This window comes from Arthrobacter sp. 210 2, from assembly GCF_059093025.1.
In genome coordinates this window covers 729,441-752,857 of record NZ_JBNHIE010000001.1, presented here as the reverse complement: position 1 = coordinate 752,857, position 23,417 = coordinate 729,441, and the positions used below count along the sequence as shown (strand labels likewise).

Annotated in this window: 23 protein-coding genes and 1 tRNA gene; 9 read left to right on the top strand and 15 right to left on the bottom strand. The window is 66.0% G+C overall.

The annotated features are described in order from the left end of the window. Positions 1-216 precede the first annotated feature (216 nt). From AC5RWA_RS03585 to AC5RWA_RS03555, 7 genes are all read right to left on the bottom strand, one after another. On the bottom strand, positions 217-1,335 hold the full coding sequence (locus AC5RWA_RS03585; RefSeq protein ID WP_476246202.1) for a GNAT family N-acetyltransferase: 1,119 nt from the start codon (positions 1,333-1,335) through the stop codon (positions 217-219). A gap of 8 nt (positions 1,336-1,343) precedes the next feature. Then, complete coding sequence (locus AC5RWA_RS03580; RefSeq protein WP_494056591.1) at positions 1,344-2,489, bottom strand: GNAT family N-acetyltransferase; 1,146 nt, start codon at positions 2,487-2,489, stop codon at positions 1,344-1,346. A gap of 109 nt (positions 2,490-2,598) precedes the next feature. Then, positions 2,599-3,306, bottom strand: coding sequence for a 50S ribosomal protein L1 (gene rplA, locus AC5RWA_RS03575; RefSeq protein ID WP_115525236.1), 708 nt, complete (start codon positions 3,304-3,306; stop codon positions 2,599-2,601). A 182-nt stretch (positions 3,307-3,488) separates the two neighbouring features. Continuing rightward, positions 3,489-3,920 carry a 50S ribosomal protein L11 gene (rplK, locus tag AC5RWA_RS03570; protein WP_003803853.1) on the bottom strand — a complete coding sequence of 144 codons (432 nt, stop codon included), beginning with the start codon at positions 3,918-3,920 and terminating at the stop codon, positions 3,489-3,491. Positions 3,921-4,048: 128 nt separating this feature from the next. Next, on the bottom strand, positions 4,049-4,873 hold the full coding sequence (gene nusG / locus AC5RWA_RS03565) for a transcription termination/antitermination protein NusG (RefSeq protein ID WP_494056590.1): 825 nt from the start codon (positions 4,871-4,873) through the stop codon (positions 4,049-4,051). A gap of 113 nt (positions 4,874-4,986) precedes the next feature. Then, positions 4,987-5,271, bottom strand: a complete 285-nt coding sequence (gene secE, locus AC5RWA_RS03560) for a preprotein translocase subunit SecE (protein ID WP_494056589.1) — start codon at positions 5,269-5,271, stop codon at positions 4,987-4,989. 82 nt (positions 5,272-5,353) lie between these two features. Further along, positions 5,354-5,426: transfer RNA gene (locus AC5RWA_RS03555), tRNA-Trp, on the bottom strand. A 275-nt stretch (positions 5,427-5,701) separates the two neighbouring features. Here AC5RWA_RS03555 and AC5RWA_RS03550 point away from each other — a divergent pair. Next, a complete protein-coding gene (locus tag AC5RWA_RS03550) occupies positions 5,702-6,919 on the top strand; it encodes a pyridoxal phosphate-dependent aminotransferase (RefSeq protein ID WP_494056588.1) in 1,218 nt (405 codons plus the stop codon). Between the two features lie 141 nt (positions 6,920-7,060). Here AC5RWA_RS03550 and AC5RWA_RS03545 read toward each other — a convergent pair whose 3' ends face one another. After that, entirely contained in the window at positions 7,061-7,744 is a 684-nt protein-coding gene (locus AC5RWA_RS03545; protein WP_275729301.1) for a LuxR C-terminal-related transcriptional regulator, read from the bottom strand. Then, entirely contained in the window at positions 7,741-9,177 is a 1,437-nt protein-coding gene (locus AC5RWA_RS03540; RefSeq protein ID WP_494056587.1) for an ATP-binding protein, read from the bottom strand. Before AC5RWA_RS03540 ends, AC5RWA_RS03545 begins: the two co-directional genes overlap by 4 nt. Positions 9,178-9,301: 124 nt before the next feature. Here AC5RWA_RS03540 and AC5RWA_RS03535 point away from each other — a divergent pair, with 124 nt between their 5' ends. The 5 genes from AC5RWA_RS03535 (at position 9,302) to AC5RWA_RS03515 (ending at position 13,563) form a co-directional block, all read left to right on the top strand. Further along, entirely contained in the window at positions 9,302-10,984 is a 1,683-nt protein-coding gene (locus tag AC5RWA_RS03535) for a PspC domain-containing protein (RefSeq protein ID WP_494056586.1), read from the top strand. A gap of 1 nt (position 10,985) precedes the next feature. Then, on the top strand, positions 10,986-11,285 hold the full coding sequence (locus tag AC5RWA_RS03530) for a hypothetical protein (RefSeq protein WP_494056585.1): 300 nt from the start codon (positions 10,986-10,988) through the stop codon (positions 11,283-11,285). Positions 11,286-11,288: 3 nt separating this feature from the next. Beyond that, on the top strand, positions 11,289-11,546 hold the full coding sequence (locus AC5RWA_RS03525; protein ID WP_494056584.1) for a PspC domain-containing protein: 258 nt from the start codon (positions 11,289-11,291) through the stop codon (positions 11,544-11,546). Between the two features lie 229 nt (positions 11,547-11,775). Beyond that, positions 11,776-12,801, top strand: a complete 1,026-nt coding sequence (locus AC5RWA_RS03520; protein WP_494056583.1) for an ATP-dependent 6-phosphofructokinase — start codon at positions 11,776-11,778, stop codon at positions 12,799-12,801. A 45-nt stretch (positions 12,802-12,846) separates the two neighbouring features. Beyond that, on the top strand, positions 12,847-13,563 hold the full coding sequence (locus AC5RWA_RS03515; protein ID WP_494056582.1) for a GNAT family N-acetyltransferase: 717 nt from the start codon (positions 12,847-12,849) through the stop codon (positions 13,561-13,563). Here the strand turns inward: AC5RWA_RS03515 and AC5RWA_RS03510 are convergent. From AC5RWA_RS03510 to AC5RWA_RS03485, 6 genes are all read right to left on the bottom strand, one after another. After that, positions 13,525-15,042 carry a DHA2 family efflux MFS transporter permease subunit gene (locus tag AC5RWA_RS03510; protein ID WP_494056581.1) on the bottom strand — a complete coding sequence of 506 codons (1,518 nt, stop codon included), beginning with the start codon at positions 15,040-15,042 and terminating at the stop codon, positions 13,525-13,527. The genes AC5RWA_RS03515 and AC5RWA_RS03510 overlap by 39 nt on opposite strands. A gap of 48 nt (positions 15,043-15,090) precedes the next feature. Further along, positions 15,091-15,495 carry an ankyrin repeat domain-containing protein gene (locus AC5RWA_RS03505; RefSeq protein WP_275725488.1) on the bottom strand — a complete coding sequence of 135 codons (405 nt, stop codon included), beginning with the start codon at positions 15,493-15,495 and terminating at the stop codon, positions 15,091-15,093. Beyond that, positions 15,495-16,577, bottom strand: coding sequence for a CAF17-like 4Fe-4S cluster assembly/insertion protein YgfZ (ygfZ, locus tag AC5RWA_RS03500; RefSeq protein ID WP_176156822.1), 1,083 nt, complete (start codon positions 16,575-16,577; stop codon positions 15,495-15,497). Before ygfZ ends, AC5RWA_RS03505 begins: the two co-directional genes overlap by 1 nt. Before the next feature lie 124 nt (positions 16,578-16,701). Next, on the bottom strand, positions 16,702-17,430 hold the full coding sequence (locus AC5RWA_RS03495) for a flavodoxin family protein (protein WP_494056580.1): 729 nt from the start codon (positions 17,428-17,430) through the stop codon (positions 16,702-16,704). Between the two features lie 18 nt (positions 17,431-17,448). Beyond that, positions 17,449-18,057 carry a nitrobindin family protein gene (locus AC5RWA_RS03490; protein WP_079596644.1) on the bottom strand — a complete coding sequence of 203 codons (609 nt, stop codon included), beginning with the start codon at positions 18,055-18,057 and terminating at the stop codon, positions 17,449-17,451. 168 nt (positions 18,058-18,225) lie between these two features. Continuing rightward, on the bottom strand, positions 18,226-18,993 hold the full coding sequence (locus tag AC5RWA_RS03485) for a permease (protein WP_275727364.1): 768 nt from the start codon (positions 18,991-18,993) through the stop codon (positions 18,226-18,228). Between the two features lie 340 nt (positions 18,994-19,333). On the opposite strand from AC5RWA_RS03485, the gene AC5RWA_RS03480 reads away from it, so the two are divergent. The 3 genes from AC5RWA_RS03480 (at position 19,334) to AC5RWA_RS03470 (ending at position 23,415) form a co-directional block, all read left to right on the top strand. After that, positions 19,334-20,032, top strand: a complete 699-nt coding sequence (locus AC5RWA_RS03480) for a winged helix-turn-helix transcriptional regulator (RefSeq protein WP_079596642.1) — start codon at positions 19,334-19,336, stop codon at positions 20,030-20,032. A 33-nt stretch (positions 20,033-20,065) separates the two neighbouring features. After that, entirely contained in the window at positions 20,066-21,049 is a 984-nt protein-coding gene (mshD, locus tag AC5RWA_RS03475) for a mycothiol synthase (RefSeq protein ID WP_494056579.1), read from the top strand. Between the two features lie 116 nt (positions 21,050-21,165). Next, complete coding sequence (locus tag AC5RWA_RS03470) at positions 21,166-23,415, top strand: RNA degradosome polyphosphate kinase (protein WP_079596640.1); 2,250 nt, start codon at positions 21,166-21,168, stop codon at positions 23,413-23,415. Positions 23,416-23,417: the final 2 nt, after the last annotated feature.

Sequence of the window (23,417 nt, the reverse complement as noted above, 5' to 3'; positions counted from 1 at the left end):
ATGCACGGGGCTTGGCTCAACACGGTAATCCGCGGAGCGTTGCTTCGTTCACCTGCGCCGGCCGCCCTATGTCAGGGTCCTTCGTCCGGAAAGCCACTGGATCTTCCGCGCACAACTGCAGAGTTGAGCCATGTTCAGGAGAGTGGATTTCCAACAACCGACGGTCTTTGGTCATCCCAGTCTACGGGAGGACGCACTGCACCACCAAATCGGGGCTCAGCTGGTCCTGGTGTGCAGCTGCGGAAGCTCCTTTTGCCAGATCCCGGTCACACCGGCTGTGTGGAATCCCAGCTGCTGGTTGACGGTGAGCAGGTAGCGGTTTTCCGGGGCGTTCCACGTGTAGATCACGCGGGCATCCGGGAACTGCTCGGTCAACCGCTCCATGTTGGCCACCTTGATCAGCAGCCCCAGTTTGTTGCCCCGGTGCTCCTGCAGCACAATCGTGTCGTCCTGGAAGACAACGTCGGCGCGGTGCGCCAGGACCGTGATGGTGGTCAGTCCCACGAGCGAACCTGTGGCGAGGTGCTCGACGGCGGTGACCACCGTCCGCCTGCCCTGCGCAATGGCCACTTCCTCGGCCTCGCGGAGGATCCCGCCGTCGAACACCATGTCCTGCTCCACCGGCACGTCGAGGGACGGGTCCACGTCCGCCCCGGCCTGGTTCTCCAGGGTGGCCACGGCTTCCAGCCATTGGTCCGGGCAGCGGTCCGTCCAGTGGTGGAGCCGGTACCGGCCGTTGTTGGCCTCGTCCGCCTCGGCCTGGAGGTCCGCCACGAGCTTGGTGTCCAGGGGCAGGGAGCAGGAGCTGAACTGCTCAATGTGCTGGAGGGTGTACCCGGTCTTTTGCGCGAACTCGACTTCGCGGCTCTCCAGCGGGACGAAGCCCTGCCCGGAACCGGGAACGAGCTGGGCCTGTTCGAACTCGTGGAGGGAAGCGCCGGGGTGGTTCGTGTCCACCAGGATCATGGTGCGCCCTTCAGCGCGGGCGAGGTGTTCGGCGGCTTCGAGCAGGCGCCGGCCAACACCCTGGCGCTGGAACTCCGGGAGGATGTCGAGGGTGAATTCGGCGAGGTCCAGGTGGTCCGTGAGGGGCAGTGCGATGTCCACGGTGCCCACGATTTCGCCGTCCACTTTGGCAACGAGGATCAGCTGCCGCTCGTAGGGGTCCTCAAACTCGAGGAGCTTTTCAAGCGGGCCGTAGGCGAGGTCGTCACTCCCCCACGTCTGCATCCTTACCTTGCGCCCCACCTCGACGGCGGCGAGGAAGTCCGTTGCGTCCGGCGCGTCCACTGAGTCGGGAATCCATAGCTGCTCGATCTTCACGTCTTTTGCCATTGGGGGCATCATCCCAGCCGTTTCTGCCACTCACCTTCAAGGCCTGCGGGCTTGAATCCAAGCGCGATATTTATCGCCAGCATATGCTGGTTTTCGCTGGCGTTCCACGTCAGGACCGCGCGCGCCGAGGGCCATCTGGGCTGGGCACGGCGCAGGTTGGCGATCTTGATGAGCAGGCCCAGCCGGTGGCCGCGGTGTTCCCCCGACACCAGGGTGTCCTGCTGTGCGATGGACGCCGGAACCCCCGGCCGCCAGTTCAGGACCGTGTAGGCAACCAGTTCCCCGGTGCGGCGGTGCAGGGCTGCGGCCACCGCCAACTGCACGCCGCTGCGGGCAAGCGTGCGCTCTTCCTCCCGCACGCGCGCCGCATCCCAGTCCTCACGCTCCCAGTCGAGCCCTGCGGTGGGGACGTCCATGCTCATCCGTGCCTTCAGTTCCGCGTACATGTGGACGAGCTCCTCGGGGCAGCGGTCGTCCCAGCCGGTGACGGCGTAGTCCACGGCCAAGGCGGAGGCCTCGGCTTCGAGCCCGGCCAACAGGTCCGCATTGACGGGCAGGGCCAGCCGGCTTGACCGCTCCACCTGCTCCAACTGATACCCGGCGGCGGAGGCAAAAGCGGTGGCCAGGTCATTCAGCGGCAGTTCCCCGGCGCCGGACCTGGCCGGAACCATATCGGAGTCAGCCCGTACCAGCTCCAACGGCACCTCGTGATACGCATCCAGTGACGTGCGCCCGCGTTCCACCGCCCTGCCCTCCGCATAGTCCAGAAGAGCCCTGCCAAGGCCCTGCCGCCGGTATGCGGGATCAACCAGGACATCGATTCCGGCAGTGGACGTGTTCTCCCGCAGGGGAAGGGTCACCGAGCACAGTCCGGCGGGCATCCCGCCAACGCGGGCCAGGTACAGGTGCCGCTCCTCGTACTCGTTGCCCCGCCAGAACTCCAGAGCCTCCTGCAGGGTGGGACACCGGTCCAGGTTTCCCCAGAGCGACAGTTCGTGGTCCACCCGCATGGCATGGCATATAGAGAAGTCTGAGGAAGGCGCGACGGCGGCCGGCTGGGTGTCATTACCGGGCTCCGGGATCTCCACAGCGGCGATGTCCAGCACGGCGGACGCAGGAGGACCTTCTGGGGCGGGGGGCTCCGGTTCGGCCATTGCCCCAGCTTAGGCATTAGGGGAAGACAAGTTAAGCAAAAACCGCCCGGCGCAGGCGCCGGGCGGTTTTTGTTATTCCGGACGGATCCGGAAGAGGAACTTCGAGGACTTACGCCTCGGTCAGAACCTTGGTGACGTTGGGATCAACGGAGATGCCGGGACCAAAGGTGGTGGCAACCGTGGCCTTCTGGATGTAGCGGCCCTTGGAAGCGGAAGGCTTCAGGCGAAGCACCTCTTCCAGTGCTGCGGCGTAGTTCTCGGCCAGCTTGACGGCGTCGAACGAAACCTTGCCAATGATGAAGTGCAGGTTGGAGTGCTTGTCGACGCGGAAGTCGATCTTTCCACCCTTGATGTCGTTGACGGCCTTGGTGACGTCGGGGGTCACGGTGCCCGTCTTCGGGTTCGGCATCAGGTTACGGGGACCCAGGACCTTACCGAGGCGGCCAACCTTACCCATGAGGTCAGGGGTGGCAACGGCTGCGTCGAAGTCGGTCCAGCCGCCGGCGATCTTTTCGATCAGGTCATCGGAACCAACGAAGTCGGCGCCGGCAGCGATTGCTGCTTCAGCCTTGTCACCCGTGGCGAAAACCAGGACGCGGGCAGTCTTACCGGTGCCGTGGGGCAGGTTGACCGTGCCGCGGACCATCTGGTCAGCCTTACGGGGATCGACGCCGAGGCGGAATGCAACCTCAACAGTGGCGTCGAACTTGGACGGGTTGGTGTCCTTGGCGAGCGTTACTGCCTCGAACGGCGCGTAGAACTTCTCCGCGTCGATCTTGGCGGCTGCTGCCTCATATGCTTTGCTGCGCTTTGCCATGCTGCTTATTTCTCCTTGTGCAGTTGTGGTCTGCGGACCGCGCTGGGCCCTGCCACAGTCGGTGGTCCGGTTCGTTATCCGGCCCGGATGCCCGACATTTCAATGTTTCTATGGGTGCCGGTTTCCCGGCGGTGCCGCCCGTCGTCGTCAATTGCCCGACGCCCGGAAGGCTGCGGGGGTTACTAGCCCTCGACCGTGATGCCCATGGAGCGGGCGGTGCCGGCGATGATCTTCGCTGCGCCTTCGAGGCTGGTGGCGTTGAGGTCTTCCATCTTGGTGGAGGCGATCTCGTTGACCTGGGCCTGGGTCAGCTTGGCAACCTTGACGGTGTGCGGGGTAGCCGAACCCTTGGCGACGCCTGCAGCCTTCTTGATGAGCTCTGCAGCCGGCGGGGTCTTGGTGATGAACGTGAAGGAACGGTCCTCGTAGACCGTGATTTCCACGGGGATGACGTTTCCGCGCTGGGCTTCCGTCGCAGCGTTGTACGCCTTGCAGAATTCCATGATGTTGACACCGTGCTGGCCAAGCGCAGGACCGATCGGCGGAGCCGGGTTAGCGGCACCTGCCTGGATCTGCAGCTTGATGAGGCCGGTGACCTTCTTCTTGGGAGCCAATGTAGGGTCCTTCTCTCAATAACGTCCTGGGACACAGGAGCGTGCCTCAGGTTTTTGGCCGCCATGGCGAGGCGGCCGGCCGTTCCGGTGCTGCTAAGCGGGCAGCGCCGGGACGAATTCTTGGGAAATCAGATCTTGGTGACCTGGTTGAACGCCAGCGTGACGGGCGTTTCGCGCTCGAAGATTGAAACCAGGACCACGAGGGTCTGGGATTCGACCTTAATCTCGGAGATGGTGGCGGGAAGGGTCTCGAACGGACCTTCCTTGACGATGACGGACTCGCCAACTTCGAAGTCCACATCCACGGGGGCCTGGTTCTGCTTGTTGACCGGCTTGCCCTTCTCGGCCTGCTCTTCTTCGAAGACCGGAGCCAGCATGGAGAAGACCTCGTCCAGGCGCAGCGGCACGGGGTTGTGGGCGTTACCCACGAAGCCGGTGACGCCGGGGGTGTGGCGGACGGCACCCCAGGAAGCGTCGGTCAGATCCATGCGGACCAGGACATAGCCGGGAATGCGGACACGGTTGATGACCTTGCGCTGGGCGTTCTTGATCTCAACGACCTCTTCCATGGGCACCTGGATTTCGAAGATGTAATCTTCCATGTCCAAGGTCTGGATACGGGTCTCCAGGTTGGCCTTCACGCGGTTCTCGTACCCGGCGTAGGAGTGGATGACGTACCAGTCACCCTCCTGGCGGCGCAGCTTGGCCTTGAATTCCTCAGCCGGGTCGGCAGCTGCGGTGGCGGCTGCAGCGGCGAGGGCGTCCGTGGACTCGCCCGAGGCTGCGTCCCCTTCCGCCTCGGCAGCGTCGTCAGAGTCGGCGTCGTCGTCAGAGTCGGCGTCGTCAAATTCGGGCGCGGAGGACTCAATCTCAGACTCGTCACCGGCTTCTGCCGTGATGTCCGCGGACTCTTCCAGCTCAGTCTCGGTTACCTCGAGCTCCTGCTCAGACACTTGGTCTCCTGCTTCCTCATTGCCTAACATGCCTATTTAAATGGCTTTATTCCGCACGCCACTGTCCCTCCGGTTTTCCCGGATGGAACACGCAGCCTGCGGACCCAGCAGCCTTAGCTGTCCGTGGAGCCGGTACCGCCGAAGAGCCAGCCCATAGCGGATCCGAAACCGATATCCAGCAGGCTGACGATGACCATCATGATGGCCACGAACACCAGCACCACGAGCGTGTAATTGATCAGTTCCTTGCGGGTTGGTGCCACAACCTTCTTCAGTTCGCCGATGATCTGGCGGATGAAAAGTGCAATGCGGGCGAAGAAGTTTGCCTTGGCGTCCTTCTTAGCTGGCCGGCCCTTGGAGCTGCTGGCAGCTGTTTCGGTCACCTGGTCCTCGCTCATCTTTGCAATGGTGGATTACCCGGCCCTGATCAGAACCATGGTTGCTGCGCTTGCCCCGGATTTTCGCCCGGGGCAGCTTGCGCAGGGCAGACAGGACTCGAACCTGCAACCTGCGGTTTTGGAGACCGCTGCGCTACCAATTGCGCCACTACCCTATGGAGTGAATGTCACTCTCCGACGACGAACAGCCAGCTTGCACTGGGGCGCACGTCATCATCCGTGTTTTCAACACCGGTGAACCAGTCTACGCAAGAACTGCGCGTTCGTAAAACCAGACTGTTCCGGCCCTTCCGCAAGCCTGTTTGAGCCGTCCTGCAAGGCAGTCACATTTCAAAACCGGCAACCCGGAGAGTCCGGTGAACAGCATAGAGTAGAACTCGTCGAATCCCACATTCCAGCCTCCTGGCTGCAAGCGAAGAACGGACCTGCCATGTCTGCCGCCCGCGTTTCCCAACGCATATCCGCTATTGCCGAATCCGCCACCCTTGCCGTTGACGCCAAGGCGAAGGCGCTGAAGGCAGCTGGCCGGCCGGTTATTGGGTTCGGGGCGGGCGAGCCCGACTTCCCCACCCCGGACTACATCGTGCAGGCAGCCATCGGCGCCGCCACCCAGCCGAAGTACCACCGCTACTCCCCCGCCGGCGGGCTCCCCGAGCTGAAGAAGGCCATCGCGGAGAAGACGCTGCGGGACTCAGGCTACGCCGTCGACCCTTCCCAGGTGCTGGTCACCAACGGCGGCAAGCAGGCCGTCTACAACACCTTCGCCACCCTGGTGGACCCGGGCGACGAAGTCATCGTCCCCACCCCTTTCTGGACCACGTACCCGGAGGCTATCCGGCTCGCCGGCGGCGTGCCCGTCGAGGTGTTCGCCGGCCCGGAGCAGGACTACCTGGTGACCGTGGAGCAGCTTGAAGCAGCCGTCACGGACCGGACCAAGATCCTGCTCTTCGTCTCGCCGTCGAACCCCACCGGCTCTGTCTACTCCCCCGAGCAGGTGGCGGAAATCGGCAAGTGGGCGGCGGCAAAGGGCCTCTGGGTGGTCACGGACGAGATCTACGAGCACCTAACGTACGACGGTGTTCCCTTCACCTCGATCGCCACCGCCGCCCCTGAGCTGGGCGACAAGGTGGTCATCCTCAACGGCGTGGCCAAGACGTACGCGATGACCGGCTGGCGCGTGGGGTGGATGATCGGCCCGGCCGACGTCATCAAGGCCGCCACCAACCTGCAGTCGCACGCCACGTCCAACGTCTCCAACATCCCGCAGATCGCAGCCCTCGCCGCGGTGTCCGGGCCGCTGACCGCCGTCGACGAAATGAAGGTGGCCTTCGACCGCCGCCGCAAGGCCATCGTTGCCGGCCTGAACGCCATCGAAGGCGTGGAATGCCCGACGCCGAAGGGTGCCTTCTACGTCTACGCGGACGTCCGGGGGCTGCTGGGCAAGGAGTTCCCGACGGTGGCTGGTACGGCCACCCCTCAGACGTCGGCCGAGCTTGCGGCGCTGATCCTGGATGAGGTTGAGGTGGCAGTTGTCCCCGGCGAGGCGTTCGGCCCGTCCGGCTACCTGCGCCTGTCCTACGCGCTGGGTGACGAGGACCTCGCCACCGGCGTGCAGCGACTGCAGGACTTCCTGGGCAAGGCCCAGTAGGACGCTCTCTCACCTTTCGCAGGTAAAACCCAAACGCTCTATCCCTCTCTTCAGGAGAGTGATAGAGCGTTCGGGTTTAAAGCGCCAAAGGTGAGAGAGCGTTTGGGTTTTAGGCGCAGGAGGTGAGAGAGCGTCGTGGGGTTAGAGGAGGCGGCGCTCGGCGGCCCACTTGGTGAGTTCGTGCCGGCTGGAGAGCTGCAGCTTCCGCAGCACGGCGGAGACGTGGGTCTCCACGGTCTTGATGCTGATGAACAGTTCCTTGGCCACTTCCTTGTAGCTGTAGCCGCGGGCAATGAGGCGCATGACCTCCAGTTCCCGGGCCGAGAGCTTGTCCAGTTCGTCGTCGGCGATGTCCGCCGGTGCGGTGCCAAAAGCGTCCAGGACAAACCCGGCGAGCCGGGGCGAGAAGACGGCGTCCCCGCCTGCCACCCGGAACACGGCGTCGGTGATCTCGGCGCCGGAAATGGTCTTGGTGACGTAGCCGCGGGCACCGGCACGGATGACGGCCACAACATCCTCGGCAGCGTCGGAAACGCTGAGGGCAAGGAACCGCGTGGACCCCAGCAGTGGGGCGGATCCCGCGATGACCTCCCGGCCCCCGCCGCCCAGGCCGCCCGGAAGGTGCACATCCAGCAGCACGACGTCGGGGCGCTGCTCGGCGATGACCGCGATGGCCTGCTCCACGGTGGCGGCCTCGCCCACCACCTGGATGCTGGCGTCCAGGTCAGCCTTCAGCCCGGAACGGAAAATGGCATGGTCGTCCACAATGACCACGCGGACGGAGTTTGCCGGGCGGCTTGCCGCCGCCCCCTGGTTCGCGTTCATGATTTCCCTTCCACGTTGTCCGTCCCCGCCGCCTGCAGCCGCAATCGGACTTCGGTCCCGCTCCCGGTGTTGAGGATGGTGGCCGTGCCGCCGTGCCGTTTCATCCTGCCGATGATCGATTCCCGCACGCCCAGCCGGTCCTCGGGGACATCCGAAAGCTCAAAGCCGGGGCCCCTGTCCTTGATGAAGATTTCCGTCTGCGCGTCCGATGCCTCGAGGTAGACGGAGACGGTTCCACCGCCATGCCGCGATGCGTTAAGCATCGCTTCGCGGCTGGCCTGGACCAGTGCCTCGTGCGCTTCGGTCATGGCGGCATCGCCCACGCTGACCACTTCCACCGCGTTGCCCAGGAGGTCCTCCACCTCTGCGGCCACTGCCTTGATCCTGTCCGAGAGCTGCCCGGCTTCCCGGCCGGGATCCTGGAACAGCCAGCCGCGCAGCTCACGCTCCTGCGCCCGCGCCAGCCGGACGACGTCGTGCTCGTTGCCGGCGCGCCGCTGGATCAGGGCCAGCGTCTGCAGGACGGAATCGTGGAGGTGGGCGGCGATCTCAGCCCGTTCCGTTTCCCGGATCCGGCCGGCGCGCTCGGACTCCAGGTCCCGCCAGAATTTCAGTGCCCACGGAAGGAGAACCAGGACCACGCCGCCCAGGACAGCCACCGAGGCCAACAGGGCAAGCCAGGTCTGCTCCCATGATCCCGATCCGGACACCATCACCAGCACTCCGGCCACCACCAGTGCCAGGCCGGCCGCCAGGCGCGCCCAACCGCCTGCCTGGTCTGCCTTGGTTTTGTCCACAAGGCCGGCACGGCGGGTTTCATCGAGCTGCATCCAGGCGATGGAGGCGCCGCCCAGGACGGCGGCTGCCGGGATGAGGGTTCCGAGGGGAACGTCCACTCCCAGGAGCTGGGCGATCATGATTCCTGCAACCAGCAGGAGTCCGCTGCCCAGCAGGATCTCTTTGCCGTACCTCATGCTGCGGACCCGGAACCAGGGCGGGGCTGTGGCCTCGGCGGACGCGGCTGGGCCGCCACCGCGTGCGCCGGCGTCCAGCGGCGGTGTTCCAAACACCGGAGGGGCGCCTGCTGTGCCCGGGAAACCGGCAGTGGCGGCGCCCTGTGCGGGCAGGCCTACGTACCCGCCTGCGGGTGCGGGCGGCTGGGGTCCGGCAGGCGGCGGCTGGCTTACTGCAGGAGCAATGGGCGACGCCGGGCGGCGGGCGCTGCGCCGCGCTGCCTCATCCGCGGTGGGAACCATGATCCACAGCCAGGCATAGAAGACCAGGCCGGCACCACCGGCGAGGGTTGCGAGGGCCATACCAACCCTGACGTTTTTTACCGGCCAACCCAAATGCACCGCCAGGCCCGAGCACACGCCAGCTATCACGCGGTCGCTGCTGCGGGCCAAAGGGGGCCTTGCGGGGACGGTTGTCATGGTTCAATCCAAGCACGGATCAGGTTTCCCCGGACCGCAATCCGGTGCCAACCGGGGGTAACTCAGGGATAGCTCAGGGTGTCCCCCAGTAGAGCCCGCGCAGGCCTAACGGGAGGATTTAGGTATGAACTCGCAGACCCCCTCCCCCGACGACGACCAACCCACGGAGCCCCTGCCCAGGCCGGGCAGCCAGCGGCCCACCGAGCCCCTGCCGTCTTCCGCACCAACACCTCCGGACCCGTCCGCTTCATCCGAGGCGACCCTGTCCGCTTCGTCCGAGGCGACCCCGGACGACGCCGCCTCGAACAACACCGCCCCGAACAACGCCGGCCAGAGCTACAGCGGCCAGCCCGGTGGCAACCAGGACGCGTCATCCGGCCAGAGCTACAGCGGCCAGCCCGGTGGCAACCAGGACGCGTCATCCGGCCAGAGCTACCCCGGCCCCCGCTACGGCGCCCCCGCCGCTGCCCCTTCAACGGACTTCTTCACCTGGGTCCGGGGCCACGGAATCCACCGCGGCAGCGACCGCTGGGTGGGCGGCGTTTCCAGCGGTATCGCCAACCGGCTGGGCGTCGATCCGCTCATCATCCGCGGCGTCTTTATTGTCCTCACGCTCTTCGCGGGCATCGGCGTCCTGGCCTACGGGCTTGCCTGGGCCTTCCTTCCCGAACCGGACGGACGAATCCATGTGCAGGAAGCCGGAGCCGGCCGCTGGTCCACCGGCATGACCGGTTCGCTGATCGCCACGATCCTGGGACTCACGGGCCTGGGCGGCGGATTCTGGGGCTGGAGCCACAACGGCTTCGGCGGATTCCTCTGGACCGTGTTCTGGGTGGGCGGCGCCATTTACCTGGTCTACTACCTCTCCCAGCGCAACAAGGGCGCCCGGCCCGCCATGGCAGGACAGCAGCGGGGCGGTACTTACGGCGGCACGTACGGCAGCACGTACGATGCGGGCTATCCCGGAACAGCCTCCACGTCATCCTTTGCCGCGACCGGCACAAGCTACGGCACCAATCCGGCCTCGGGTTCCATGCCGTCCTACGGCGGCGGATACAGCGGCAGCTCCTTCGGTGACGGCACCGTCGGAGGCGGCGGCAGCAGCGGTTCCTATCCCGGCGGCCCCACCGGCGGAGCCCCTTATGGCGGTACCACCCCGCCTCGGCCACCAAAGCCCCGGCCCGCAGGTCCCGGCACTCCGGCCGTTGCCATCGCAGCGGGGGCAGCCCTTCTGGTAGGCGGCGGACTCAAGGCCCTTGACGCCGGCAACGTGATCAACCTGGGCGACTCCGCGAATGCCATCGTCTGGGCCAGCGCCGCCGCCGTCCTTGGCCTGGGGATCCTCATCGCCGGAATGCGTGGCCGGACCGCAGGAATCCTCAGCCTGTTCGCAGTGATTGCCCTCATCGCCGGCGGCGTGTACAACGTGGTGGGCAACGGTGACCGGGTGCGGTTCCAGCAGGTGAACTGGAGCCCGGCCAGCATCGCTGAGGCCCGCGACGGCTTCGACGTCACCGCCGGCCGGGGAACGGTGGACCTCACCAACCTGGCCGTCAACGCTCCGCTGCCGTCCGACGTCGTCATTCCCCTGGACATCACGGCGAGCAACGTCACAGTGGTCATCCCGGACAACGTGCCGGTCGATATCAAGGCGGACATGACCATGGGAAACCTCAACGAGGTCAACGGGCAGCGGGGCGGCACCACCACCCGCGAAAGCAGCTACAACACCGACGAGCCCGGCAGCCGCCTGGTGGTCCAGATCGACGGTACCTTCAGCAACGTCACCATTCAGGAAGGCAACTGAAATGAGCAACAACAATCCGGCGCCGGAGCCGCACGCAGCCGGCACCTACTCCACGGACATACCGACGGCGGCGGCCACGCACCCTGCCGGCCCGGCACCTGCGAGGGTGGGAACCGTGGTGTGGGGACTGATCGTCCTGGCGCTCGCCGCACTCATCATCGTGGCCCAGCTGGGATTCGTGACCCTGAACGGCACCTATGTCCTGATCGGCCTCATGATCGGAGCCGGCGCCGCCCTGGTGGTGGGCGGCGTGCTCTCCGCCCGCAAACGTGACAACGAACCTACAACAGGGAAGTCTTAGGCCATGGACAAGTTTTTCAGCATCGTCAGGGGCCTCGGCCTGAAACGCGGCCCGCAGCGCTGGCTCGGCGGGGTCCTCGGCGGCATCGCTGCCAAGCTGAACGTGGATGTGGCCTACGTCCGCATCGCTTTCCTCCTGTTCTGCCTCCTCCCCGGCCCGGCCGTCATCTTCTACCTCCTGGCATGGGTGGTCCTTCCGGACCAGCGGAACGTCATCCCGCTCCAGGAATTCCTGGACCGGCGGTCACTGAACCGTCCCTGACGTCGTCACCCCAGCGGCCCCCGCCCCTCCCGGGCGGGGGCCGCTGCTTGTGTGCAGCGGGTCTTCAACAAACTCGATGTGGACGACAGGACAAGGGCAGTGGTGGTCGCTATGGAACGCGGCCTTTTGTAACCGGTTTGTGTCGTACCCCACACATCGCACTACACTTCTAGGTGAGCTCAGCGTGGCGCTCTGCCAGTAAACCCTCTCCCAGGATTTGAGCCGAAACATGAAAATTGGAATCCTCACCAGCGGTGGCGACTGCCCCGGACTGAACGCGGTCATCCGCGGCGCCGTACTCAAAGGCATCGCCATCCACGGCCACGAGTTCGTCGGATTCCTCGACGGCTGGCGCGGCGTGGTGGAGGGCGACGTCATCGACATCCCCCGCACCATGGTCCGCGGCATCGCCAAGCAGGGCGGCACCATCCTTGGCACCTCCCGCACCAACCCCTTCGACAACGGCGGCGGCCCCGAGGTCATCAAAGCCCACATGGAACGCCTGGGCATCGACGCGATCATCGCCATCGGCGGTGAGGGAACCCTCGCCGCTGCAAAGCGTCTCACCGACGCCGGACTGAAGATCGTCGGCGTGCCCAAGACCGTGGACAACGACCTCGACGCCACCGACTACACCTTCGGCTTCGACACCGCCGTCCAGATCGCCACCGAAGCCATCGACCGGCTCCGCACCACCGGCGAATCCCACCACCGCTGCATGATCGCCGAAGTCATGGGCCGGCACGTAGGCTGGATCGCCCTGCACGCCGGCATGGCCGCCGGCGCCCACGCCATCCTCATCCCGGAGCAAAAGGTCAGCATCGACCAAATCACCGAATGGGTAAATGAAGCCCACGCCCGCGGCCGCGCACCCCTGGTGGTCGTCGCCGAAGGGTTCGTGCCCGAGCACATGGAAACCCCGCACTCCGAACGCGGCCTGGACACCTTCGGCCGGCCCCGCCTGGGCGGCATCGCCGACCAGCTCGCCCCCGAACTGGAAGCCCGCACCGGCATCGAAACCCGCGCCACCATCCTGGGCCACATCCAGCGCGGCGGCGTACCGTCCGCCTTCGACCGCGTCCTTGCCACCCGGCTCGGCATGGCCGCCATCGACTCCGTAGTGGAAGGCTTCTGGGGCACCATGGTGGCACTGAAGGGAACGGACATCGAGCACGTCGGCTTCCAGGAAGCCCTGGGCCAACTCAAAACCGTCCCCCAGAAGCGCTACGACGAAGCCGCCGTCCTCTTCGGCTAAGGTGTCCTGTTCGGTTGGGGTTCCGGCCCGTCCTAGGCTGGGAACATGACACTTGACCCCGGTTCTGCTGCCATCATCCAGCTCGCATGGGCGCGCCGCCTGGGGCTTGCGGATGACGCTTTCAGCACTGCGCTGGCCTCCGGAGAACGCATTGTGCGGGCGGACGAGTCGGTACGGACCGTGGAGTTCGTGCGGCTGTTTGGCAGTTCAGCGCTGATCGGGCCGCAATGGGTCATCGACGCGGCGGACCGCATCCCGGATGAGGAGATGGCGCAGCATGTCACGCTTCTGACCCTCACCCGGTCCCATGGCGGGCACGGCCTGGGGGCTGCTGCCCTCTTCTTTGCCGACGACCTGCCCCTGCGGCAGCCGTCCGAGGAGATGACCGTTTCGCACGGCAACCCCGAGGCCATTGAGCTGGAAGGCCGGTGCCCGCCGGACGACGTCAACGAGGTGGGCCTCTCAGACCTGGAGAACCGCTACACCATCGTCCACGAGGTGGACGGACGGCGGGTTCCCCTTGCCTGCGGCGCATACACCGAGTGGGAAGGCCTGCTGGCGCACCTGGGCGTCCTGGTGGACCCGGAGTGGCGTCGGCAGGGGCTGGGGTCCCTGGCTGCATCCATTGCAGCCCACGAGGCCCTTGCCGCAGGGCTGACCCTGCAGTGGCGCACGGACGTGAGCAACACAGGCTCCCTGGCTTTGGCCCGGAAGCTGGGCCTGTCAGCCGGCGGAATCCAGACCAGCGTCCACCTTGGCTGACGCGGGCGCACCGCCGCCCCAGCCCTGGACCGGCTGGGGTTTGGCGAAGAACAGCGCCACCGCCGCGCCCACCAGGACCACCGCCGCGGGCAGCAGGATGGACTGGCTCATCGCCGTCGAGAATCCGCTGTGCAGCGGCTCAGGCAGTGTCCCGCCCAATGCCATGCCCTCACCGGCGGGTCCGCCAGGTCCTCCCGCGGGAAGCTCGGCCGCCAGCCGTGCCTGGATCAGCACGGCGATGGCGGCGCTGCCCAGCACCGCACCGAACTGCCGGGTGGTGTTGTAGACGCCGGAGCCTGCACCGGCCTGGCGAGGCGGAAGGTTCCGGGTGGCTGTGGTGCTCAGCGGAGCCCAGATCCCGGCGTTGGCGAAGCCCAGGACGGCGCTGGGCAGCAGGAACAGCAGGATGGGCGTCCCGGGCTGCATCAGCAGGGCGTTCCAGGACAAGGCCACTGCCATGAGGACAAGGCCTCCCGCCGCGAGGTACTTGGGGTTGACCCGGTCCACAATCTTTCCCACCACCGGCGCCAGGCCGCCCGAGATGAGGGCCATGGGCACCATCAGGAGGGCGGACTGCGTGGGAGTCAGGCCCCGGACCATCTGGTAGTAGAAAATGAGCGGCAGGCCGAACGAGGTCACGGTGAAGCCCACCATGGTGATCCCGAGGTTGGCGAGGGAGAAGTTCCGGTCCCGGAACAGCCCCAGCGGCAGCAGGGGTTCGCCCTTGTTGAACCGCTGCCACACCACAAAGCCCGTCAGCACCACCAGGCCCGCGATGATGAGGCCCCAGACGCTGACCGGCCCGGCGATGGTGCCCCAGTTGTAGGTCTCTCCTTCCTGGATGCCGAACACCAGCAGGAACAGCCCGACGGCGCTGAGCACCACGCCGGGGATATCGAACCTGTGCGGGTGGGTGCTCAGGGTGGGAACGTTGCGCAGCGCCAGGAGGAAGCCGGCGATGCCGATGGGCACGTTAATGAAGAAAATCCACTCCCAGCCCAGCCCGTCCACCAGGACGCCGCCCAGAATGGGCCCGACGAGTGTCGCCATGCCGGCCGTGGCACCCCAGATGGACATCGCCGCCCCGCGTCGGTCCGGCGGGAAGATCCGCGTGATGACAGCCATGGTCTGCGGTGTCATGATGGCCGCGCCGAGGCCCTGCAGGACGCGGGCGGCGATGAGGGTCTCCACGTTTCCGGCAAGACCACACCACAGCGATGCCAGGGTGAACACCACCAGGCCCAGGAGGTAGAGCTTTTTGGGCCCGAACCGGTCGCCGAGCCTGCCGGTGATCAGCAGCGGAACCGCGTACGCCAGCAGGTAGGCGCTGGTCACCCAGATCACCGAGTTGATGTCCGCGCCCAGGCCCTCCATGATCACAGGATTTGCCACGGACACAATGGTGCTGTCGATCAGGATCATGAAGAACCCGATCACCAGTGACCACAGGGCCGGCCAGGGCTTTGCTACGTTTTCCACTCGGTCATCCTTCAAAAGTCGTCGGCTGCCGGGCGGACCCGGGAAAGGCTAGCCCAGGAGGTCGAGGATCTCCTGGCGGGCGAACATCTGTGCCGCCGCCCGTGCGGACGGCGACCCGGCGTCCGGATCAGCGCCGGCATCGAGCAGCAGCCGGGCCACGTCCGTGTAGCCCTTGAACGCGGCTCCGGCGAGGGGCGTCTGCCCCCGGTCATTAGCCGTATCGGCTTCGGCGCCATGCTGCAGGATCAGCTGCACCGTGTCCACGTGGCCGTGGTAGGCGGCGAGCATCAGGAGGGAATCCCCCGCGGCGTTGGTCATGGTGGCCGGGGCCCCCGCTTCGAGATAGGCGCGGAGCAGCTCCGTGTTGCCTTCCCTGGCCCCCTGGAAGAGCGTGTGCGCGAGGGCGACGGCGTCGTCGTCGGGCCCTGCCGTTGGTGCGGCGTTGTCAGTCATCAGCGTGGCCCCCTGAGGAATCCGGTCTGGCGCCCCACCACCTGGCCGGCGTCGGGGGCGACGATGAGTTCTTGGCTGGCGGTGTACGGCTCGTCCCCGTCCAGGACCGTCAGTATCTCATCCGAAGCGACGGAACGCTTTATGACTGCCAGGGCCACCGGGCCCATTTCGTAGTGCTGGGCCACGGATGTGACGGCGCCCACCTTGCGGTCGCCCACCAGGACCGCGCTTCCGGCGGCAGGCATGGTGTGCTGCGATCCGTCCAGCTGCAGGAAGACGAGGCGCCGCGGCGGGTGCCCCAGGTTGTGGACGCGGGCGATGGTTTCCTGCCCCTTGTAGCAGCCCTTGGCCAGGTGCACTGCCGTGCGGAGCAGGTCCAGCTCGTGCGGAATGGTCTTGTCGTCCGTTTCCGCGCCGATGCGGGGACGCCACGCCGCGACGCGGAGCGCCTCGGCGGCCAGGACGCCGGCAAGCGGCCGCCCGGCAACCGTCTCTTCCAGGGCGGAGGAGGGAACGAGGTATTCGAACCAGGGCCGCTCCAGGCCGGGGTGGCGTTCCTCGGAGACGGTGGCGTAGGAAAAGCCACCCGCGCTGACATGCGGCCACGGGTCCTGCCAGGCCAGCAGGCCGGACCATTCGGGAACGGCCTTGGTGCTGCCCACCACGGCCCAGTCGTTCGAAACGTCAGCCACCTCCACCCGCAGCATGAACTTCATCCTGTTGAGGAACTCCGCCAGCGGCGCTGCTTCGGCGGCCTCGACAATCAGCCAGGTGGTCCCGCCGTCGTCCACCACCCGGGCGTCAAAGTCGATGCGGCCCTGCACGCTCAGGAGCAGCAGTTCGCTGGACTCCCCCGGCGCCAGGTTGGTGACCTGCTGGGAGGACAGGGTGTTGAGCCAGCTCAGCCGGTCCGGGCCGCTGACGGTGACCACGCCGCGGTGGGAAAGGTCGACGACGGCGGTTCCGGCTGCGAGTGCCCGTTGCTCGCGCAGGGGCTCGCCGTAGTGGGAGGCGACGCCGGCGTCCGCGCCGGCCGCCTCAACGGCACCAGGGCGCGACAACAGAGGGCTGGGGATAGTCATACTTGGGGCAACGTCCTTCGGTCAGTGGGTATTCCGGCTTTGGCAACGGGGTTTCGACAGGCTCAACCACCGGCAGCAGTTATCGGTATTCCGGGGTTTCGACAGGCTCAAGCTCCGGCAGCAGTTATCGGTATTCCGGGTTTTCGAAATCGAACCGGGTTCCGGCGGCCCATTCGTTGGGCAGGTTGCCGTAGGCCGGCAGCCCGCCGGCGTCCTTGAGGATGCGGGCCAGGTGCAGGAGGTTCCAGGTCATGAAGGTGGCGTTGCGGTTGGTGAAGTCGCTTTCGGGCCCGCCGGAACCCTCGTCCAGGTAGCTGGGGCCTGGGCCCACGGGCCCGATCCAGCCGGCGTCGGCCTGCGGCGGGATGCTGAAGCCGATGTGCTGCAGGCTGTAGAGCACGTTCATGGAGCAGCGCTTAATGCCGTCCTCGTTGCCGGTGATCAGGCAGCCGCCTACTTTAGGGTAGAACGCCCACTGGCCCTTGCTGTTGAGTTCGCCGGAGTGGGCGTAGAGGCGTTCGATGAGTTTTTTGGTCTGCGAGGAATTGTCGCCAAGCCAGATGGGTCCGGCGACCACCACGATGTCCGCTTCCTGGACGGCCGGGTAGAGCTGTGGCCATTCATCGGTCTGCCAGCCGTACTGGGTCATGTCCGGGTACACGCCGCTGGCGACGTCGTGGTCCACTGTGCGGATCACCCGGGTTGTGACGCCCTGCTTTTCCATGATCAGGCGGCTGATGTTGATCAGGCCGTCCGTGTTGGAGGTCTGCGGGGATCTTTTCAGGGTGCCGTTGAAAAAGACAGCCTTGAGGTCGCTGTAGTCCTTGGGGCTTTGTGCTGCGTCTTTTTCCACGGTGCCGCGCCTTCCGGGTCAGGTAACTCTTTTCAGGAAGGCTGAGGCATGGGCTTCCAGGCCCTTGCCTCCTTCTCCCCCTGTCGCGACATCCCAGCGCCACAACAGGTTCCCGTCCACCAGGCCGAAGATGCGGGTAGCCGCGCTGTAGTCCTTGGAGTGGCTGCCGCGCATCACCATGTCGGTGGTGAGCTGGATCTGCGGACCCTTGATCTGCCCGTAGTACAGCTCAGTGATACCGCCGGGGTGGGCGATGGACACCGAGATGTCGAAGCCGCCTTCGCTGTTGCGCAGGGCTTCGACCTCGTCGGCGCTCTTCAGCACCGGCACGATGTCCGCAGGCACCAGGCCCGGGCCGCCGTCGGCATCCAGCTGTTTGCGCTCCAGTGCCCAGAAACCGGTCTCGACGGTGAGCGGCCGCAGGCGCGTGCCGTCGTCGTCCGTCAACCAGCTCTCGGCGCGGTACTGAAGGTACGGCAGGCCGTTGTGCGTAAAGGAGACGTGCTGCAGGAAATGCTCAGAGTCCTCGTCTCCGCTGCCGAGCCGGCCGCGGCCCTCCCACTCACCAATGAGCCAGGAAAGCGGAACAAGTTCCGGGGTCAGGTCTGTAGGGATCTCAATGGGCACAGCTATTTACCTCGGATTACAGGTAGCTGGAGAGCGGTCTACTTCTGGCCTTTGAAGAGGCGGTACACCACGAAGCCTGCGAACCAGGCCATGGACAGGCTCGCGATGCCGAGCAGGACAAGGAAGAAGATTTCAAATGCAAGTACGGACATGATGCCATCCTAACCGTTAGTAGATGAGTAGTTTGTCTATGAAGTAAGCAAGGGAACCCACGGCTGAAACAGGCGCCAGGCCCATGGCAAGGGCCGCGGGAATGTTAAGGGGAGCACCCCGGAGGGTGACCAGGCGGCGGAAGCTGGCCAGCACAGCGCCCACCACCACGCCGAAAATGGCGGCAGGGAGGACGGCGATGTCCGAAAGCACCAGCCCGGCCAGCGGTCCTGCCAGCCCGGCCAGGACGATGCCCAAAGGTGCCACCACACTGTCCGGCCACCGGATGAGCCCCGCCAGCAGGGCCACCGCTGCGCTGATGGCTGCCACCAGGAGCATCTCCCGGATACCGTCCAGGCGCGCCCCTGCTATCCATCCCGCTCCCAGGCAGGACAGCAGGACCCCCACGCAGCAGCCAAGGGTTGATTCGAGCCGCTGCGCCTGCCCGGTTCCGCGGATCAGCTGCACAACAAAAACCGCCATCATTCCCAGCGCCAGGAACCCCGGCGTCCAGTCCAGGTACCCCGGAGCCGGAGCCAGGGCTGCGGCGAGCGCCGAGCCAGCGCCCGGCAGGGCAATGACGGCGGCAAGCGTTTTTTTGGCGGGGATGCGGAGGAAGTGCGGCCAGCCGATGCCGACGGCGGCGGCGATCAGGACGGCGACGGCCACAAGGACCTCGCGGGAGGTGTAGACCCCGGCGATGATCGCTGCGAGTCCGGCGATTCCCACCAGCCCGATGGTCCAGGAGCCGAGCGAACGCGCGGGCGCCTGCAGATCTGCCGTCATTCGGAGCCCGGCCTGTGCTTAGTCTCTGCACTCACTGCGCTGCAATCCCATCCTGGCGTAGACCGAGGGCGGAGTCCGCCCCTTCGTGGCAGGGCATGCCGCCCTGCCCCAATCCTGCCCTATATGAACGGGATATGTCGCAAAACGTACCGTTGCGGAGCGGGAATCTCTGGCTCAGAAGGGGGTGCCGGGTATACTCAAGGTTCAGCTAAACTCCCTGCGGGGATGGCGGGCCGGCAGTTGTTTTTGCCGGGCTTACGTCCACGGTGGGAGCCAGTACCGGCCGGTGAGAATCCGGTTTTAGTCGCCCAACGATGCGCGGACGGCCCTTGGAGGAACAATGTCGCACATCCTGTTATTGACGAACAGCACCGGCTCTTCGGTTGACATCCTTCCTGCCTTGGAACTGTTGAACCACCGGGTGCACATCCTCCCCGCCGAGCCCACGGCCCTGCTCGAGACGGATCCCTGCGACATCGTGCTGCTGGACGCCCGGAAAGACCTCGTGGGGGCGCGTTCCCTCACCCAGCTCCTCAAAGCCACAGGGCTGAGCGCCCCGCTGGTGCTGATCCTCACGGAGGGCGGCATGGCCGCCGTTTCCTCCGCCTGGGCAGTGGATGACATCGTGCTGGATTCAGCCGGCCCCGCCGAAGTGGAAGCCCGCATCAGGCTCTCCGTCGCCCGGGCGGTGCCCGAACAGGAAGACACCCCCAGCGAAATCCGTGCCGCCGGCGTAGTCATCGATGAGGCAAGCTACACCGCCCGCGTCAACGGAGCGCCGCTGAACCTGACCTTCAAGGAGTTTGAACTCCTCAAGTACCTGGCCCAGCACCCCGGCCGCGTTTTCACCCGCCAGCAGCTGCTCACCGAGGTGTGGGGCTACGACTACTACGGTGGCACGCGCACAGTGGACGTCCATGTCCGGCGCCTTCGCGCCAAGCTGGGCGTGGACCACGAGAACCTGATCAGCACTGTCCGCAACGTGGGCTACCGGCTGACGCTGGTGCGGCAGCAGGAAGACGAGCTCACCGAAGCCTGAGCCCCGGGGCTCCAACCCGTATAGCCTTGCCTCATGACTTCAGCGCACCCTGAGAAGTGGCCCGTCCATGTTGTCCGAGGCGGGGTTGACCAGCAGCTCCTGAAAGACTGCCGCGACCTGCTGGCTGCGGCCGAGGAGTCCGACGGGAATCCGTCCATCTCGGAGCAGACCCTGGTCACGATGCGCGCCGGAGATTCAGCCGAGCACTCACTGCTGACCCTGGCGCTGTACGCCCCCGATGAGGACTCCGACCCCTCCACCGGGCAGGACCTGGCCGGGTTCGCCGCGGTGGTCGACGAACAGGACGGCAGCGGAATCCTGGAGATTGCCGTACACCCCTCCTACCGCAACCAGGGCGTCGCGGACCGCCTGGTGGGCGCGCTGAAGGAAACGCGGGGCTTTGACGGGCTGAAGGCCTGGTCCCACGGAAACCACGAGGCCGCCGCAGACCTTGCCGCCCGCTACGGCTACGCGCCCGTGCGCGAACTGTGGAAGATGCGCATGACGACCGCGGGCGCCGATCTTCCCGACGCCGGTTTTCCGGAGGGTGTTTCCGTCCGGGCTTTTGTGCCGGGGCAGGATGAGGACGCCTGGCTGGCAGTGAACCGCGCGGCATTTTCGCATCACCCGGAGCAGGGCAACCTGACCCGGGCGGATTTGGAAGCCCGCATGGACGAGGAATGGTTCGACCCGGCCGGCTTCCTCCTCGCTGAGGACCGTGATGGGCGGCTACTGGGCTTCCACTGGACCAAGGTGCACCCGCGGCACGGTTCGCACCCCGCCATTGGCGAGGTTTACGTGGTGGGTGTGGCGCCGGAGGCCCAGGGCAAGGGTCTTGGCAAAGCCCTCACGATTGCGGGCATCAAACACCTCCAGGATCTGGGGCTGCACGCGGTCATGCTGTACACCGATGCAGAGAACGCCCCGGCCGTTTCCCTGTACCGCCGGCTGGGGTTCACCCGGTGGGACATGGACGTGATGTACGGGCCGGTGGCAGCGGTTAGTCCAATCGGCTGACACACGGGCCGGGAGGCCCGAAATCGAGGGCTTGCGCGAACTGAATGCTTGTAAGGTTGAAACAGAACCCCGCGGGCCGGAAGCGCCAGCATCAAGCGCCAGGTAAAGGAGATGCCATGAACCCGGAACCTTCCGGAACAGCTACGTCCCAGGATGTGGCTGTACCAGTGCGCGCCCGCTTCGGTTCCTCGGAGGTGCCGGCGTCCCGCGCCACCCAGGACCGCATCGACATTCCGGAGTTCGCGCCGAACCTTCAGCCCGAAGGCGACATCCGGCCGGACCGCTTCCTGGACCGTGAACTGAGCTGGCTCAGCTTCAATTCCCGGGTCCTGGAACTTGCCGAAGACCCCACCCTGCACCTCTTGGAACGTGTCAGTTTCCTCTCCATCTTCGCCTCCAACCTGGACGAGTTCTTTATGGTCCGGGTGGCCGGCCTGAAGCGCCGCATCGCCACGGGCCTTGCCGTTCCCTCCCCTGCCGGCCTGAGTCCGGTTGAGGTGCTGGAAAGGATCAGCGAGGAAGCCCACCGGCTCCAGCAGCGGCATGCGCAGGTGTACGCGGAGCAGATCCGCCCGGCCCTGGCCTATGAGCACATCCACCTCATGCACTGGGATGAGCTGGACGACGCCGCCAAGCAGCAGCTCAGCGTCATGTTCGCCGAGAAGGTGTTCCCCATCCTCACGCCGCTGGCGGTGGACCCGGCCCACCCCTTCCCCTATATCTCGGGCCTCTCACTGAACCTGGCCGTGGTGGTGCGGAACCCCATCAGCGACAAAGAGCTCTTCGCCCGCGTCAAGGTACCGGACCAGCTGCCGCGCCTGATCTCCATTGACGGTCCCCGCGCCGGCGCGGTCGCAGGCCGCGTTGCCCGCTTCATCGCGCTTGAGGAAGTCATTGCCGTCCATCTGGACAAGCTGTTCCCGGGTATGGAGGTCCTGGAGCACCACACCTTCCGTGTCACCCGGAACGAGGATGTGGAGGTGGAAGAGGACGACGCCGAAAACCTCCTGCAGGCACTCGAGAAGGAACTGCTGCGCCGCCGCTTCGGCCCGCCGGTCCGGCTTGAGGTCACCAACGACATCAACCCCAATATCCGTGCGCTCCTGATCCGCGAGCTGGGCGTGGAGGAATCCGAGGTGTACTCGGTGCCCGCGCCGCTGGACCTCCGGGGCCTGTCCGTCATCGCCGGCATCGACCGGGCGGACCTGCACTACCCCAAACATGTTCCGCACACCTCCCGGTACCTGAACGAATCCGAGACGTCCAAAGCTGCGAACGTCTTCGCCGCCATGCGCCGCCGCGACATCCTGCTGCACCACCCGTACGACTCGTTCTCCACCTCTGTCCAGGCGTTTCTTGAGCAGGCCGCCGCGGACCCCAAGGTGCAGGCCATCAAGCAGACCCTGTACCGCACCTCGGGCGACTCGCCCATCGTTGACGCCCTGATTGACGCAGCCGAGGCCGGCAAGCAGGTCCTCGCGCTGGTGGAAATCAAGGCGCGGTTCGATGAGCAGGCCAACATCTCCTGGGCCCGCAAGCTCGAGCAGGCCGGCGTGCATGTGGTCTACGGCATCGTGGGCCTCAAGACGCACTGCAAGCTGTCCCTGGTGGTCCGCCAGGAAGTGGACGGACTGCGCCGGTACTGCCACATCGGAACCGGCAACTACCACCCCCGCACGGCGCGGTACTACGAGGACCTGGGCCTCCTGACCGCCAACGAGCAGGTGGGCGAGGACCTGTCCAAGCTGTTCAACCAGCTCTCCGGCTATGCCCCGAAGTCCACGTTCAAGAGGCTGCTCGTTGCGCCGCGTTCGGTGCGGTCCGGGCTGATTGACCGGATCGAGACGGAGATCCGCAATGCCCGTGCCGGCGTGCCCGGGCGGGTGCAGATCAAGGTGAACTCCATGGTGGATGAGGCCATCATCGATTCGCTGTACCGCGCCTCGCAGGCCGGCGTGAAGGTGGACGTGGTGGTCCGCGGCATCTGCTCGCTGCGCCCCGGCGTTCCCGGCCTCAGCGAAAACATCACGGTCCGTTCCATCCTGGGCAGGTTCCTCGAGCACTCCCGGGTGTTCGCCTTCGCCAACGGCGGTGACCCCGTGGTGTACATCGGCTCCGCGGACATGATGCACCGCAACCTGGACCGCCGGGTGGAAGCCCTGGTCCAGCTGGCGAGCGCCGACGACATCGCCTATGTCCTTGACCTGCTCAAGCGCTACATGGCACCGGAAACCGCCAGTTGGCACCTGGACAACGAGGGAGCATGGAGCCGGCACCACCTGGCGGAAGACGGCAAGCCGCTGGAGGACGTCCAGTCGTGGCTGCTGGCGTCCCGGCCGCGGCAGCGCAGCCTGAGCCGGCGTTAAGG

Coding starts and splice junctions, on each gene's coding strand:
- AC5RWA_RS03520 (WP_494056583.1), top strand. CDS start 11,776: ATGAAAATTGGAATCCTCACCAGCGGTGGCGACTGCCCCGGACTGAAC.
- AC5RWA_RS03550 (WP_494056588.1), top strand. CDS start 5,702: ATGTCTGCCGCCCGCGTTTCCCAACGCATATCCGCTATTGCCGAATCC.
- AC5RWA_RS03535 (WP_494056586.1), top strand. CDS start 9,302: ATGAACTCGCAGACCCCCTCCCCCGACGACGACCAACCCACGGAGCCC.
- AC5RWA_RS03525 (WP_494056584.1), top strand. CDS start 11,289: ATGGACAAGTTTTTCAGCATCGTCAGGGGCCTCGGCCTGAAACGCGGC.
- AC5RWA_RS03545 (WP_275729301.1), bottom strand. CDS start 7,744: ATGAACGCGAACCAGGGGGCGGCGGCAAGCCGCCCGGCAAACTCCGTC.
- AC5RWA_RS03470 (WP_079596640.1), top strand. CDS start 21,166: ATGAACCCGGAACCTTCCGGAACAGCTACGTCCCAGGATGTGGCTGTA.
- AC5RWA_RS03580 (WP_494056591.1), bottom strand. CDS start 2,489: ATGGCCGAACCGGAGCCCCCCGCCCCAGAAGGTCCTCCTGCGTCCGCC.
- secE (WP_494056589.1), bottom strand. CDS start 5,271: ATGAGCGAGGACCAGGTGACCGAAACAGCTGCCAGCAGCTCCAAGGGC.
- AC5RWA_RS03540 (WP_494056587.1), bottom strand. CDS start 9,177: ATGACAACCGTCCCCGCAAGGCCCCCTTTGGCCCGCAGCAGCGACCGC.
- AC5RWA_RS03480 (WP_079596642.1), top strand. CDS start 19,334: ATGTCGCACATCCTGTTATTGACGAACAGCACCGGCTCTTCGGTTGAC.
- AC5RWA_RS03585 (WP_476246202.1), bottom strand. CDS start 1,335: ATGGCAAAAGACGTGAAGATCGAGCAGCTATGGATTCCCGACTCAGTG.
- ygfZ (WP_176156822.1), bottom strand. CDS start 16,577: ATGACTATCCCCAGCCCTCTGTTGTCGCGCCCTGGTGCCGTTGAGGCG.
- AC5RWA_RS03515 (WP_494056582.1), top strand. CDS start 12,847: ATGACACTTGACCCCGGTTCTGCTGCCATCATCCAGCTCGCATGGGCG.
- AC5RWA_RS03530 (WP_494056585.1), top strand. CDS start 10,986: ATGAGCAACAACAATCCGGCGCCGGAGCCGCACGCAGCCGGCACCTAC.
- AC5RWA_RS03485 (WP_275727364.1), bottom strand. CDS start 18,993: ATGACGGCAGATCTGCAGGCGCCCGCGCGTTCGCTCGGCTCCTGGACC.
- rplA (WP_115525236.1), bottom strand. CDS start 3,306: ATGGCAAAGCGCAGCAAAGCATATGAGGCAGCAGCCGCCAAGATCGAC.
- AC5RWA_RS03505 (WP_275725488.1), bottom strand. CDS start 15,495: ATGACTGACAACGCCGCACCAACGGCAGGGCCCGACGACGACGCCGTC.
- mshD (WP_494056579.1), top strand. CDS start 20,066: ATGACTTCAGCGCACCCTGAGAAGTGGCCCGTCCATGTTGTCCGAGGC.